Source organism: Megasphaera elsdenii DSM 20460 (assembly GCF_003010495.1).
In the GTDB taxonomy this organism is placed as follows: domain Bacteria; phylum Bacillota; class Negativicutes; order Veillonellales; family Megasphaeraceae; genus Megasphaera; species Megasphaera elsdenii.
In genome coordinates this window covers 25,208-40,690 of the sequence record NZ_CP027570.1, presented here as the reverse complement: position 1 = coordinate 40,690, position 15,483 = coordinate 25,208, and the positions used below count along the sequence as shown (strand labels likewise).

Annotated in this window: 10 protein-coding genes; 8 read left to right on the top strand and 2 right to left on the bottom strand. The window is 55.8% G+C overall.

Annotation, left to right across the window (positions count from 1 at the left end; genetic code table 11):
• The first annotated feature begins 68 nt into the window (after positions 1-68).
• From C6362_RS00215 to C6362_RS00195, 5 genes are all read left to right on the top strand, one after another.
• A complete protein-coding gene (locus tag C6362_RS00215; protein ID WP_014016424.1) occupies positions 69-1,241 on the top strand; it encodes a tetratricopeptide repeat protein in 1,173 nt (390 codons plus the stop codon).
• Positions 1,242-1,343: 102 nt separating this feature from the next.
• The gene (locus C6362_RS00210; protein WP_014016425.1) at positions 1,344-2,141 is read left to right on the top strand and encodes a hypothetical protein; all 798 of its coding nucleotides are present in this window, start codon (positions 1,344-1,346) and stop codon (positions 2,139-2,141) included.
• 71 nt (positions 2,142-2,212) lie between these two features.
• Entirely contained in the window at positions 2,213-3,499 is a 1,287-nt protein-coding gene (locus C6362_RS00205) for a serine hydrolase domain-containing protein (protein ID WP_014016426.1), read from the top strand.
• Between the two features lie 56 nt (positions 3,500-3,555).
• Entirely contained in the window at positions 3,556-4,755 is a 1,200-nt protein-coding gene (alr, locus tag C6362_RS00200) for an alanine racemase (protein ID WP_014016427.1), read from the top strand.
• A gap of 261 nt (positions 4,756-5,016) precedes the next feature.
• Positions 5,017-6,192 carry a pyridoxal phosphate-dependent aminotransferase gene (locus C6362_RS00195; protein WP_014016428.1) on the top strand — a complete coding sequence of 392 codons (1,176 nt, stop codon included), beginning with the start codon at positions 5,017-5,019 and terminating at the stop codon, positions 6,190-6,192.
• Positions 6,193-6,260: 68 nt separating this feature from the next.
• Here the strand turns inward: C6362_RS00195 and C6362_RS00190 are convergent, their stop codons facing one another.
• On the bottom strand, positions 6,261-7,811 hold the full coding sequence (locus tag C6362_RS00190) for a putative polysaccharide biosynthesis protein (RefSeq protein WP_014016429.1): 1,551 nt from the start codon (positions 7,809-7,811) through the stop codon (positions 6,261-6,263).
• 237 nt (positions 7,812-8,048) lie between these two features.
• A complete protein-coding gene (ftsH, locus tag C6362_RS00185; protein ID WP_014016430.1) occupies positions 8,049-9,869 on the bottom strand; it encodes an ATP-dependent zinc metalloprotease FtsH in 1,821 nt (606 codons plus the stop codon).
• Between the two features lie 198 nt (positions 9,870-10,067).
• On the opposite strand from ftsH, the gene C6362_RS00180 reads away from it, so the two are divergent.
• The 3 genes from C6362_RS00180 (at position 10,068) to C6362_RS00170 (ending at position 15,211) form a co-directional block, all read left to right on the top strand.
• Positions 10,068-11,933: an ABC-F family ATP-binding cassette domain-containing protein gene (locus C6362_RS00180; protein WP_014016431.1), complete on the top strand. Its 1,866-nt coding sequence runs from the start codon at positions 10,068-10,070 to the stop codon at positions 11,931-11,933.
• A 194-nt stretch (positions 11,934-12,127) separates the two neighbouring features.
• Positions 12,128-13,582 carry a [FeFe] hydrogenase, group A gene (locus C6362_RS00175; RefSeq protein ID WP_014016432.1) on the top strand — a complete coding sequence of 485 codons (1,455 nt, stop codon included), beginning with the start codon at positions 12,128-12,130 and terminating at the stop codon, positions 13,580-13,582.
• Positions 13,583-13,858: 276 nt separating this feature from the next.
• Entirely contained in the window at positions 13,859-15,211 is a 1,353-nt protein-coding gene (locus tag C6362_RS00170) for an S-layer homology domain-containing protein (RefSeq protein WP_041647529.1), read from the top strand.
• Positions 15,212-15,483 lie beyond the last annotated feature (272 nt).

Genomic DNA, 15,483 nt, shown 5'->3' with positions numbered 1-15,483 from the left:
CAGGATTTTGGCGGGCCTGTGTCGAAATTTATAAAGTAAAGCAAATTCCGAAAGATAGGGGGCTCGTTATGAGACGATGGAAAGAATGTATCTTAGCCGGGCTGATTTCATGCTTTTTGGCCGTTCCCTGCCTGTCCCTGGCTAACGATGAGAAGATACCGGAAGGCGCGGGCGGAGGAGCCATCGCCTTGCAGACCGATGGGAAAAGCGACCTGTTGCAGGCCGTCCGGGCCAAGGATTATGACAAGGCCCTGCAGATCGTCAACGGCCAGATCGAAGCCCATCCCGGCGATGCCGATGCCTACGACCGCCGCAGCGCTATTTACGCCCTTTTGGGACGCTATGACCAGGCCCTGGCCGATTGTGACAAGGCCATTTCCCTGGAACCGGGCGCAGCCTTCCATTATTTCAACCGCGGCGCTATCTATGAACAGCGTAAAGAATACCAGCTGGCTGTCAACGATTATACCAAGGCCTTGTCCCTGAGCCAGAACGGGGATCACCTGCAGGGACTGATGTATTTCAATCGGGCCCGGGCCTATACGGCCATAGAAGCCTACGACAAAGCCCTGGCCGACCTCAAGCAGGGTGAAAAGCTGGCGCCGGCCTTCCCGCATAATTATTTCCTCGAAAGCCTGGTCTATGAAAAGAAAGGCGATAAGAAATTGGCCGATCGGAGCCGCCATGTCGGCGTCATGTACGAACTCATGCACCGCGGCGATTACTTCCTGGCCGGGTCCGTCGCCGAAGAAGCCGGTTTCTATGACCAGTCCCTGGCCCTGCTCCAGGAAGCGGTGAAACGCCATCCCGACGACAGCCGGGTCTATTCCGAACGGGGCCTGGTCTATGCCAAGATGGGTCAGGATGAGCTGGCCATTGCCGACTTGACCAGAGCCCTGGCACTGAAGGAAACGGCTATGGATTACAACAACCGCGGCGAATGTTACCGCCACTTGAAACAATTCGACCTGGCCAAACGGGACTACGACCAGTCCATCCGCCTGGCGACAGATGATGACGATAAGCTGGCCGTCTACGACAGTCTGGGCCAACTGGCCATAGACCAGGGCGACTACCGGCGGGCGGTGCAGTACCTGAGCCAGGCCCTGGCCATCAAGCCCTATGAAGACGGCTATCGCCTGCGCAGCCAGGTCTGGCGCAAGTTAGGCGATACGAAGAGAGCTGACCAGGATGAAGCAGCGGCCCAGGAAATCGAGCAGCGCGAGCTCCTGGGTTCGTAACTGGACTTTTCAAATTCCCCTGAATATGATATAATTGAAATGTTGTTCGTGAAAACAAGTAAATGTCATACACATAATTTCAGTATTTTAAGGGGGAATTTAATGAAGAAGTCTATCATTACCATTCTGTTTCTCTGCTGTCTTATGGGAACCGTCACGGCTTCGGCTGCACAGGTCAAAGATGCGGAAACCGTATCTCCGGCCGTCGCTGCCATGGCTCAGGTACAGGCACAGGACAAAGCCAAAAAGAAAGATAAAACCACTGAAAATAAAAACTCCGATAAGATCGGTGACCGCCTTCGGGACCGCGTCCACGCCCTGATTCCGGCATCGGCCTTTTCTAATATCGACAACCCCGGGACGATTACGCCCGACACTGTCAAGTACCACTATGCCGAATCGCAGCACATGGCTACGCCGGTCACGGCCTGGAACCGTCAGAAATATGAAGACCAGTACCAGTATCAGTACCAGCATGACTCGTATGATGCGGCCATTGCCGACGCCTATGCGTACCGCCGTGATTTCGGCAAGAGCAACCTGCGCAAGTGGAGCAGCACTGAAGGCATGGATACGCCGTGGGACAGCAACTGGACGACCGATACGGCTCATTTCCAGAGCTCGACCATCGCCTTCCTGGACCGTCTGAATACGGAAGCCCGCCAGGCCGGCATTTCCTTCGTCATTACCGGCGGTGCCGAAAGCGGTTACCACGCCAGCGGTATCTATTCCCATGAAAATGGTTATAAAGTCGACATCTCCGATGATGGCATCTACCAGGGCACCAAAGCCTACGAAGTCCTCATCAACGCCTTGTCGCCGTATAAACACCAGATTACCCACGAATGGGACAAGAACCACTACGACATCACAATCTATCCGGAAAATTATAAAGGGTAAGAAACAACTTCAAACTCAAAAGGGCTTGTCGTACGACGACAAGTCCTTTTTTGCACCCGAAAGGAGCTATTATGAAGCGAAGGGATTGGGATGGCTATTTTGCCTCCCTTATTGGCGACAGCGGGACCTGCGTGCCCGGCCTGGCCGTCCTGGCCTATGCCGGCGGCCGTGAGGTCTACCGCTTTGCCGGCGGTATCCGCCGCATGGCCGGGGCACAGACCTGGCCCATGACGGAAGACAGCCGTTTCCGCATGGCGTCCGTCTCCAAGATGTTCACGGTCTTTACGATTATGCAGCTCGCCGAAGCAGGGAAGCTGTCCCTCGACGAGGATGTCAGCGAGTACCTCGGCTTTCGCCTGCGCCATCCGTCGTATCCCGACATGCCCATTACGCTCCGCAGCCTGGCTTCTCATACGTCGGGCCTGCGCGACGGCAAAGTCTACAGTATCCCGCCATCCGTCAGCGTCCGGGCCTTCTTTAGGCCAGGCAGTCCCTATTGGGAAGGCGGCGCCCATTTCGCGCCGGCCGGACAGGCACCGGGCGCCTATTTCACCTATTGCAACCTCAACTACGGCCTCTTGGGGACGGTCATCGAAGCCGTGACGGGCCAGCGTTTCGACCAGTATCAGAAGACCCATATCCTGAAGGACCTGGAATGCCGGGCTGATTACGTGCCGGGCAACCTGGAAGCGCCTGAGTTCGCCCGCTTAGGGACGATTTACCGCAAGCAGGATAGACAGGGCCGGTGGGAGGAAAAAGGCCCCTGGCAGGGGATTATGGACGATTTTGGCGGTGTCCAGCCGCCAAGGGAGACCCTGTCCTTGCAGAATCCCTATGCCCAGGACGTCTGTCAGACTTACGACCTGGCCGGTTATCAGCCTGGGACCAATGCGACGATTTTTTCTCCCCAAGGCGGCCTGCGCCTGTCCCTGAAAGAATTGGGCCACGTCCTGGCGATGCTTCTTCACGACGGCCGTTACGCCGGGCGGCAGGTCCTCCGGCCCGCTTCGCTCCAGGCCATGTTCAGCCCGCAATGGACCTATGACGGCCACAATGGCGATACGTGCGGCCAGACCCTGCTGACCTATGGCCTGGGCGAGTTCTTCGTCGACGGCAGAGGGCCGGCCCGCTGCTGCCGTACCAAGGCCATCGATTTATGGGGCCATACGGGCCAGGCCTTTGGCCTCTTATCGGGCCTTTTCATCCGTCCCGGGACGGGAAGCGGCTTTGCCTATGTCATGAATGGGGAGGCCCTGGCCGAAGACGACGACCCGCGCAGTGCCGGTCAGTTCAGCCGCAATTATATTTGGGAAGAAAAGGTCATGGACGGCCTGTGCCGGTTGATTGACGGCCTATAAGGGCTGTGCTATGATAGTGAAATGTAAATGACATTCCCTATAGGAAGGCGATAACGATGAATGCATATGAAAGTACCATGAATTTTACGCGCCGCGCCGTCTGGGCCCAGATCGACCTGGACGCAGCCGCTCACAATATGCGCCAGATCCGCAAACACGTCGGTCCTGACGTCAAGATTGCCGCCGTCGTCAAGGCCAATGCCTACGGTCACGGCAGCGTCGAACTGGCCAAGACCTTTGCCGAAAACGGCGCCGATTGTTTTGCCGTATCCAGCCTGGACGAAGCCGTCGAACTTCGCCGCTACGCGCATATCGACAAGGAAATCTTCATCCTCGGCCATACCGATGCCCGGCGGACGGAAGAACTCCTGACCTATGACATCGAACCGGCCGTCTTCAACTTGAAGAACGCTGAATTTTTCTCGCAGGAAGCCCAGCGCCTGGGCAAGACCTTGCGCGTCCACATCGCCGTCGATACGGGCATGAGCCGCGTCGGTTTCCAGGTCAATGAATTTAGCGTCTCTGAAATCAAGGCCATCGCCGCCCTGCCCAACATCGAGATCCGCGGCATGTTCACTCATTTTGCCGTCTCCGATATCAAGGACAAGACCTTTACGCGCGAACAGTACGGCCACTTCCGCTGGATGTGCAAGCGCATGGAAGAAGAAGGCATCCACATCGCCCTGCGCCACTGCTGCAACAGTGCGGCTGCCCTGGAACTGCCGGAATACTATTGTGACATGGTCCGGCCGGGCATCATCATGTACGGCTGCGAACCGTCGCCGGATGTCGATATCAAGCCCTATGACCTGCGGCCGGTCATGTCCCTGCGCTGCTGCATTGCCCATGTCAAACTCATCGACGCCGGGGCGACGGTCAGCTATGGCCGCCATTATACGGCACCGTCGCGCCGGAAAATCGCGACCCTGCCTGTCGGTTATGCCGATGGCTATTCGCGCATCCTGTCGGGGAAAGTCGACGTCCTCTATCATGGCCACCGCGTCCCCCAGGTCGGCGCCATCTGCATGGACCAATGCATGATCGATGTCAGCGGCGAAGCCAATGTTCATGCCGGTGACGAAGTCGTTCTCTTCGGCCGCCAAGGCGACAGCTTCATCCCCATCGAAGAAATCGCCGCCGCCTGCGGCACCATCAACTACGAAATCATGTGCGACATCTCGCGCCGCGTCCCCCGCGTCTACATGAAGAACGGCAAAGTCGTCGGCCGCGAAGAATATTTATTTGATAAACCGTAAGAAATCGTTCATCGTAGGCCGTTCATCGATGTAGGGGCCGCCATAGTCGGCGGCCCGCCTGAATCCTGTGAATAGCCTTATTCAGTATTTGTGTGAATCTTCGACAAACGATGAACGACAAACGAACCACGAAAAAGGATTGCTGCGTCAGCAGCAATCCTTTTTTTATCCCTTCCATGATTTTGTTGCAAGTGGTATACTGTATATAAGATACATGCATACATAAATGCAAAATAATCATAAAAAAGGCGGTGTTGTATTATGGATTGGAATAACAAAACAGCGGCTAATGTCAAAGCCATCAAACCCTCGGGGATCCGCAAGTTCTTCGATATTGCGGCTCAGGTCAAAGGGGTCTTGTCCCTGAGTATCGGTGAACCAGATTTTGCCGCACCAGACAAGGTCCTGGACGCCATGAAGGCCAGCCTCGATGCCAAGGAAACGAGTTATACCGGCAATTCAGGCATGATGGAGCTCCGTGAAGCCATTAGCCAGCACTTTGAAAAGCGCTATGGCGTCCATTATGACCCAAAAGACGAAATCCTGGTCACCGTTGGCGTCTCCGAAGGCCTGGCCATGGCCCTTTTGGCCATTACCGAACCGGGCGATGAAGTCATCATCCCCGACCCGGCCTATGTCGCCTATCCGGCGTCTGTCGAACTGGCCGGCGGGACGCCGGTCTTCGTGCCGACCTATCCGGAACACGACTTCAAATTGACTGTCGAAGCCTTGGAAAAAGTCATCACGCCCAAGACCAAGGCCATCGTCATCGGCTATCCCAACAACCCGACAGGGACGGTCATGTCTGCCGAAGAACTGATGCCCATTGCCAAATTTGCCGAAGAACACGACCTCATCGTCTTGTCCGATGAAATCTATTGTGAACTCATGTACGGCGATGCCAAATTCACATCCTTTGCCAAATTGCCGGGCATGCGCGAACGGACGGTCATCTTCAACGGCTTTTCCAAGGCCTATGCCATGACCGGTATGCGCCTGGGCTATGTCTGTGCCCCGCGGGAAGGCCTGGCGCCTATTTTGAAGCTCCATCAGTACGCCATCATGTGTGCCAATACGACGGCCCAGGTCGGCGGCATCACGGCCCTCAAGGAATGTGATGATGACGTCGAAGCCATGCGCCAGGAATACGACCGCCGCCGCAAAGTCATCTATAAAGGCCTGTGCGATATGGGACTGCCCGTCTTTGAACCGAAAGGGGCTTTCTACATCTTCCCGGATATCCGCTGCACGGGTATGACGTCGGCCGAATTTTGTGAAAAACTGGTCCAGGAAGAAAAAGTCGCCGTCGTCCCGGGTACGGCCTTCGGCGCCCAAGGCGAAGGCTTCGTCCGCATCTCCTACGCCGCCAGCATGGACACCATCCAGGAAGCCCTGAAACGCATGGCCCGCTTTGTGGATAAATATAGAAGTTGTTAGTGGTTCGTGGCTCGTGGCTAGTCACGAACCACTAAAAAAAGCGCTGTCGTAAAGACAGCGCTTTTTTTCTAGAAAAATCGTCCGATAAGGGGCATTTTGGCAGCGTCTTCTTTGGTGACGCCTCCGTTGAGGACCATGCAGCCGATGTAGATGGCCGACCCGACGATGCAGGTCAGGAAGAGGTCCAGGAAGAGTCCCAGGTAGGGGAAGAGGAAAGCGTACATGAAATACATGGCGACGCCCATGATGGCGGCGGAGACGATGTTTTTCAAGACGACTTTGACGTCGATGACGTAGCCGATTTTACGGTAAATGAAGAACATGTTGAGGACGGCGGCGACGCCGATGTCGGCCACCGTCGCATAGGAAGCCCCGGTGATGCCCAAGGTCGGGATGGCGACCAGGAACCAGTTGCACAGGACCTTGGCGACACAGGCGACAGCCATGTTGATGACCGGGATCTTCGGCTTCTTCAGGCCCTGAAGGATGGCCGTCGAAATCTGATGCAAGCCTAAGAAGCAGATGGCGATGGCCACAGCCCGCGTCGCTTCCGTCGCGGCCGGTGCATTGTAGATGAAGGTGACGATCGGTTCGGCCATGACGTAGAGGATGACGCTGAACGGAATGGTGACCAGGAAGGAAATGCGCATGGACGTCGCCGTCCGTTCGCGGATTTCATCGTATTCCTTCAAGGTGAAGCTGTGGCTGATGGCCGGTACCAGGCTCATGGCCATGGCCGCCGTCAGGATAGTGGCCAAGTTGATGAGCGGTACGGACATGCCCGTTAAGTAGCCGAACAGTTCCGTGGCCTGATGGGTCGAATAACCAGCCACTTCCAGCCGCCGCGGGACGATGAGCAGGTCCAGGTTGGATACGACGGGGAGCATGATGCTCGACAGGGAAATGGGGATGGCCAGGATGACCAGGCGCTTCAAGATGTGTTTGATGCTTTCCTGTTCGAACGTCGGCCCGCCGACGGGGAGGGACCGCTTCAGTTTATAGTAGTAATAGACCAGGACCAGCCAGGCCGCAAACCCGCCGGCGCCGGCACCGAGACTGGCACCGCCGGCAGCATAATCGAGGCCGTACGGCAGGAGGAGGGCGGCGAAGCCGAGCATGACGACGACGCGGACCAGCTGTTCGACGATCTGGGAAATCGCCGTCGGCGTCATCTGCTGCCAGCCCTGCAAGTAGCCGCGGTAACCGGCGATGATCGTCGTGAAGAAGATGGCCGGTGCCAGGGCGATGAGTGAATAATAGGCCCGGCTTTCGCGGATGATGTGTTCATCGATGAGGAAGCTGGAGCCGAAGAACATGAGGATGCTCAAAAAGAGCGCCGTCGTACACAGCATGGACAGGGACACGTGGAAAATGCGCTGGGCGCCGAAATAGTCCTGTTTCGCTACTTTTTCAGCTGTGATGATGGAAATTGCGATCGGCAGGCCGGCACTGGAAATATCGAGTGCCAGCAGGTAAATCGGGAAGGCCATCTGGTAGATGCCGATGCCTTCACCGCCGAGAATACGGGACAAGATGATCCAGTTGATACTGCCAATGGCTTTGACGACAAAGCCTGACAAGGTCAGGATCAATGTGCCGGAGATAAACTTGTTTGCCATGATAACCCCTTAACTCTATAGAATTTTTACCAACATAACAACTAATTTTAGCACATTTACCTAACCTTGTATATAGTGAAGTGTCAGCCGCCAACCTCTCCGGCCCGTCGGGCCACCTCCAGCCCGGCTCTCCGTTTTGGCAGCCGTCCTGCGTTTCCCCGCGGTCAACGCCTGACGGGCCAAAAAGGGCCTATCAAGGGAGGCTTTCACAAACCACGAATCACGAGCCACGAGCCACTAGCCACGATCTGCGGCCTGCGCTTTCAGGATATCCATAAATTCTTTGCCCGTAATCGTTTCTTTTTCGTAGAGGTACTTGGCCAGGGCATCCAGGGCCGGGCGATGGTCTTCCAGGATTTTCTTGGCCTTGGCGTGTTGTTCCTTGACGACGGAGACGACTTTGGCGTCGATGTATTTCTGCGTTTCCGGCGCGCAGGCCAGGGACGTATCGCCGCCGAGGTATTTATTGGTGACCGTTTCCATGGCGACCATATCGAATTCGTCCGTCATGCCGTAGCGGGTGATCATGGCCCGGGCCAGCTTGGTCGCCTGTTCGATGTCGTTCGAAGCGCCTGTCGTGACTTGGTTAAAGACGACTTCTTCGGCAGCCCGGCCGCCGGTGAGGGTGGCAATCTTATTTTCCAGTTCTTCCCGGGACAGGATGTATTTATCCTGCTGGTCGACTTGCATGGTGTAGCCCAGGGCGCCTGACGTGCGGGGGATGATGGTGATTTTTTGGACCGGTGCCGAATGGGTCTGGAGGGCAGCGACCAGCGCATGGCCGATTTCGTGGTAAGCGACGGTCCTCTTTTCATCGTCCGACAAGATGGCGTTCTTCTTCTGATAGCCGGCGATGACGACTTCAATGCTTTCTTCCAGGTCAGCCTGGCTGACGGCATCGCGGTGGTCGCGGACAGCGCGCAGAGCCGCTTCGTTGACGATATTGGCCAGTTCGGCCCCGGAAGCTCCGGCAGCCATGCGGGCGATGGTGTGGAAATCGACGTCGTCGCCGAGGACGACTTTCTTGGCATGGGCCTGGAGGATGGCTTCACGGCCTGCCAGGTCCGGCAGTTCGACAGGGACGCGGCGGTCGAAACGGCCTGGCCGCAGCAGGGCCGGGTCCAGCGATTCCGGCCGGTTCGTCGCTGCCAGGATGACGACGTTGTCGTCGGCGTTGAAGCCGTCCATTTCCGTCAGCAGCTGGTTCAGCGTCTGTTCCCGTTCGCTGTTGCCCATGGCATTGCCTGTACGCTTCTGACCGATAGCGTCGATTTCATCGATGAAGATGATGCACGGCGCTTTCTGTTTGGCCTGCTGGAAGAGGTCGCGGACCTTGGAAGCCCCCATGCCGACGAACATTTCCACGAATTCCGAACCGGCAATGGGGAAGAAGGGTACACCGGCTTCGCCAGCGACGGCTTTGGCCAGCATGGTCTTGCCGGTGCCCGGCGGGCCGACGAGGAGGACGCCTTTGGGCATCTTGGCCCCGATTTTGGCGTATTTATCGGGATGGTGGAGAAAATCGACAATTTCCGACAGGTTTTCCTTGGCTTCATCTTCACCGGCGACGTCATCGAAATGGATGCCGTTAGCCGACGGGACGTAGACCTTGACCTGGTTCTTGGCGCCGAACATGAGCGAATTGCCGCCGCCGCGGTTCATGAGCCTGCGGTTGAAATAGTGGCCGATGCCGAAGAAAATCAGGATCGGCAGGATCCAGGCGATGAGGAAGTCCGTAAAGGGCGAATCCTTTTCCTTAATGACTTCGTTGAAGGAGACCTTGGCCTTGTGCAGTCGTTCCGTCAGCTGCGGGTCGTTGACGACGCCCGTGCGGTATTCCTTGCCGTCTTTGTCCTTGAAGAGAATCTGGTTTTCTTCAATCTGGACGTCGGCAATCTGTTCGTCTTCGGTCATGTTCATGAACGTCCCGTAGTCGACCTGTTTCACGCTCTGCGAGTCGTAGTACGGCCGGGCAATGGCGTTGAATATGAAAATGACAGCCAAAGCGACGATATAGTAGAATAAAATCGGCTTTTTCTTTTCTTTGACTTCTTTCACGATCCGTCACATCCTTTTGTGTTTTATCTATTCTTTATATTGTACACCCGTGGGGGCTGTTGGCAAGGGGAAAGCCTCCCTTAATAGGGGAGGTGGCCCAGAGGGCCGGAGGGGTTGCTCTTAGGGTTTGATGTTTGACGTTTGATGTGATGTGTGATACGGTAAAGACAAATCTACAGAGAAAGTGAAGAGCATATAATGAATATATTGACAGTAGAACATGTAAAGAAATCTTACGGCCTGCGGGTCCTCTTCGACGACGTGACCTTTGCCATCGACGGCGGTCAGAAACTGGGCCTCATCGGCCTCAACGGTGCCGGGAAGACGACACTCTTGAAAATCATTGCCGGCCTGACCGACACGGACAGCGGCGACATCTGGCGCAATCCCAAGGCGCGCATCCATTACCTGCCGCAGGAACCGCAGTTCGTCGCGGGCCATACGGTCCTGGAAAGCGTCCTCGACGGCGACCTGCCGGTCATGAAGCTCCTCCAGCGCTACGAAGAAGCGGTCCAGCGCGATGATGATGCGGCTGTCGTCGCCCTCAGCGCCGAAATGGACGAACAGCAGGCGTGGGAACTGGAAGCCCATGCCAAGATCATTCTCAGTAAATTGGGCATTTCCAACTTTTCCCAGTCCGTCGACGAATTATCCGGCGGCCAGCGCAAACGCCTGGGCCTGGCCCGGGCCCTGATCATGCCCTGCGACCTGCTGATCATGGACGAACCGACGAACCATCTCGACGACAAGACCATCCTGTGGCTGGAAGAATACCTGCGCGACAGCAAGGCGGCCATCCTCCTCAGCACGCATGACCGCTACTTCCTGGACTGCGTCGCCGATTCCATGATCGAACTCGACCGGGGCCACGTCTATACCTACGTCGGCAATTACGGCCAGTACCTGGAACAGCGCCAGGCCCGGCTGGAACGGGAAGAAGCGAGCGAAGCCAAACGGCGCAACCTCATCCGCCGGGAAAAAGCCTGGATCCAGCGCGGCGCCCAGGCCCGGTCGACCAAGCAGAAGGCCCGTAAGGAACGGTATGAACAGCTCTGCGCCATCGAAGCGGGCAAACCCATTGGCGAAGTGGAAATGTTCGATACGTCTGTCCGCCTGGGCAAGACTATCATCGACATCGACGACATGGCCTTTGGCTACGACCCGGCCCGCCCGCTGTTCCAGCACGTGACGTATCACGTCGTCAAGCATGACCGCATCGGCATCATCGGTGAGAACGGCGTCGGCAAGTCGACACTGCTCAAAGTCTTGGCAGGCCAGCTGGCGCCGACAGCCGGGACGGTCACCATCGGCCAGACCGTGCGCTTCGGCTTCTTCACTCAGCAGCTGCCCCAGTTCGACGAAGGCATGCGGGTCATCGATTACGTCCAGGAACACGGCCATTTCGTGACCAATCAGTTCGGCCAGCGCATCTCGGCGACGCGCCTGTTGGACCAGTTCCTGTTCACCGAAGAGATGCAGTACACCTACATCGCCAAGCTGAGCGGCGGCGAACGGCGGCGCCTGTACCTGCTGCGCCTGCTCATGGACCAGCCCAACGTCCTCCTCCTGGACGAACCGACGAACGACCTGGACATCCCGACGCTGACCGTCCTCGAACGCTACCTCGACACCTTCCAGGGCGTGGTCCTCGTCGTATCGCATGACCGCTACTTCCTGGACCGGGTGGTTGATAAACTTTTCACATTAGAAAAGGGGACCTGGGACCGCTTTTATGGTGACTATAGCGAATACTTGGAGGAAAAATACAGCCATCACCAGGAAAAGAAAGGTGAAAAGGCCACTGCACCTTCTATTACTAAAACGAATATTACGCCAGCCAAAACAAAAGCCGGCCTGACGTCGCGGCAGGAAGAAGAACTGCGGCGCATCACGGAAGAACTGCCGCGCTACGAAGCCATGCTCAAGGGCCTCAATGCGGCCATTGCCGCGGCGGGGAGCAATTATGAAGAAGTGGAGTCGCTGCTGTCGGAACAGAAGGAAACCCAGGAGAAAGTCGATGCGCTGACAGAAAGATGGTGTGAATTAGAGGACTTAAAGGCATAGGCGATGACAAATTTACCTATATATTACAAAAAAGCATAGAATATATGGTAAAAAGGGTAGATGAATTACACAAAAGTAATGGAAATCTATGGCACTTTGTATTATCCTATAGGTAATGAAGTTTGTGATAAAATGTTACATAGTTACTGTTAGTTACACTTACTGAATTTCTGACCGAAAAGGAGTATCTGCATATGCCTGAATTTCATTCCCGTTTTGAAAAAATTGACCGTCGTGTTCCCATTGATGAACACAACTGTGCCGTTCAATTTGACGTAACGAAGTGTAAGAACTGCACCTTATGTCGCCGGGCCTGTGCCGACACACAGACTGTGTTGGACTACTACTCCCTGTCCAGTACAGGGGACATGCCCATCTGCGTACATTGCGGCCAGTGTTCGTCTGCCTGCCCCTTTGGTGCCATCGTCGAAGTCAACGATGTGGACAAAGTCAAGGCGGCCCTGAAAGACCCTGAAAAGATCGTCATCTTCCAGACGGCTCCGGCTGTCCGCGTCGGCTTAGGCGAAGCCTTCGGCATGGACCCCGGTACGTTCGTCGAAGGAAAGATGGTCGCAGCCCTGCGTACACTCGGTGCGGACTATGTCTTCGATACCGATTTCGGTGCCGACCTGACCATCATGGAAGAAGCGACGGAACTCCTGCACCGCCTGCAATCGGAAGAAATCCCTATTCCGCAGTTCACCAGCTGCTGCCCGGCATGGGTCGAATTTGCGGAAACCTTCTATCCGGACCTGCTCCAGCATCTGTCTTCGACGAAGAGCCCCATCAGTATCCTCAGCCCGGTCATCAAGACCTATTTCGCCCAGCAGAAGAACATCGACCCCAAGAAAATCGTCAACGTCTGCGTTACGCCGTGCACGGCGAAGAAAGCCGAAATCCGCCGTCCTGAACTGAGCGCTTCCGGCCTCTTCTGGGATGAACCGGAAATCCGCGATACCGATATCTGCATCACGACGCGGGAACTGGCCCAGTGGATCCAGGACGAAAACATCGACTTTGCCAGCCTCGAAGATAGCAAGTTCGACAAGGCTTTTGGCGAAGCCTCCGGCGGCGGCCGTATCTTCGGCAACTCCGGCGGTGTCATGGAAGCGGCTATCCGCACGGCATACCACATGTTCACAGGCCGTCCGGCCCCGAAGGACTTCATCCCCTTCGAACCGGTCCGCGGTCTCCAGGGCGTCAAGAAAGCGACGGTCATCTTCGGCCACTTCGTCCTTCACGTCGCTGCCATCAGCGGCCTGGGCAACGCCCGCGCCTTCATCGACGACCTCATTAAGAATGACGCCTTTGAAGACTACTCCTTCATCGAAGTCATGGCCTGCCCCGGTGGCTGCATCGGCGGCGGCGGTCAGCCGAAAGTCAAGCTGCCGCAGGTCAAGAAAGTCCAGGAAGCCCGCACGGCATCGATTTATAAGAGCGATGAAGAAACCGATATCAAAGCCAGCTGGCAGAACCCGGAAATCGAAACACTCTACGAAGCTTTCCTCGATGAACCGCTGTCAGAAATGGCCGAATTTACCTTGCACACCTACTTCTCCGACAAGAGCGACCAGCTGGGCCGCATGAAGAACCTCACGCCCCAGACCAACCCCATGTCGCCGAAGTACAAACCCCCGACAGAAGAATAGCCTCCCTTGTTAGGGGAGGTGGCCCAAAGGGCCGGAGAGGCTGTCTTAATGCGACAGCCTCTTTTTTTACTTCCAAACACGATATTGACAACTAATATCATAAAATGTATAATAACTACGTACTTATTGGAACAAGCCATGTGACAAAGGGAACCATATAGGCGGAATCCTTATATGATGCGAGAGGAAACTAGGTACACTCGACCGCAGCGGATAGGGGAGGCCTTTATGATTTCCCTGTCACAGGCTTATACACAGAGAAAGAAGGTCATATTGATGAAAAAGAAAATCGTTACCTCCTTAGCCGCTATGATGGCTGTCGGCGCTGCCTGCGCCTTTGCTGCCAATCCCTTTGTCGACGTACCGTCTGACAGCTGGGCTTACAAATCCGTCGTCGAACTGGCTGACGCCGGCATCATTCAGGGTGTCGATGGACAGTATTTCCAGGGCAACCGCAACATCACCCGTTATGAAGCCGCTGAAATGGTTGCCAAAGCCATGGCTCACATGGACAAGGCGTCCGTCGAACAGCGTGCCCTCATCAACAAACTGGCTGACGAATACGCTGACGAACTGAACAACCTCGGCGTCCGCGTCAGCGCCCTGGAAAACCGCGTAGGCAACGTCAAGCTCAGCGGCGATGCCCGCGTCCGCTTCCAGCACCAGAGTTCCGGTGAATCGAACGGCAACGACGGAGCTGGCTATAAGAATGATGCTTCTTGGGATTACCGCGTCCGCGTCCGCGCCAACGCCAAAGTCAACGACCGCACGACCGTAACATACGGCATCAGCACGGATGACATCAGCTTCGCCGATAATGGCGCAGCGAGCGACAACAAAAACATCTTCACCGATGACGCTAAAGTCGACTACAACTTCGGCGGCGACCACTGGAACCTCAGCGTCGGCCGTACCGATACGTATGTCCTGGGCGGTGAAAACGCCTACGGCTTCCAGTACGGTGACGTCTTTGACCGGGCTGAATTGAAATACACGAACGACCACTTCGCAGCTACGGCTGGCTATGGTAAATTCAAAGCCGGCGACCTCCTCGCTGGTACAGATGACATGGATGGCGTCAAGACCGGCTATGGCGAATTAGAAGGCTTCTTCGGCGGCGGCCGGGCAGCCGGTTCGGCAGTCGGCGTCTATTATAATGACTTCACCGTAGCTGGCGGCGAAGGTGACGAAAAGTATGGCGACGGCTTTGCTGCGGATGACCTCTGGGGTGCTTATGCAAGCGTCAACTTCGGCAAATGGAACGCTTTGGCTAACTATGAAAAAATCAACAGCAACAATAGCTACCTCGAAGCAGGGAATACGAAAGATCCGGAAGTATGGATCGGCAAACTGACTTACGGTTCCGCTGACAGTGACGCTCGTGGCTCTTGGGATGCCTGGGTTGAATACCTCAACTCCGATAAAGGCGCTCTCCTCGGTGGTGCGACCAACTCCTGGCGTGATGACAGCGTCCTGGACAACGTCAAATCCTGGGGCGTCGGCATCGACTACACCTTGGCCAAGAACGTCATCCTCACGGCAGCCCAGACCTTTGGTACGCAGACCAAACACGGCAATGCCGCTGACCCTGACGAATTCACCGATGTAGAAATCAACTTCCTGTTCTAAAAGGCTCGCCTCATAGGAGAGCTGACCGCTGAAAGCGGTCTGAGAGGTTGTCTCATAGAAGTTGTTTTATAGGGACTGTCTCATGAAGGCATCTGTCATCATGGGCGGTCCCTTTTGCTTTACATTATGTTTTTTGTAGGGGCTCGCATGTGGCGAGCCCGCCGGGTACATGTGAAATACTGGTGAACCAAATTTGCGTGAACGGGCGCCCCACGTGGTCGCTCCTACAGAAAACGATTGCCAATTACGCCGGTTTAGTTGTATAATAAATA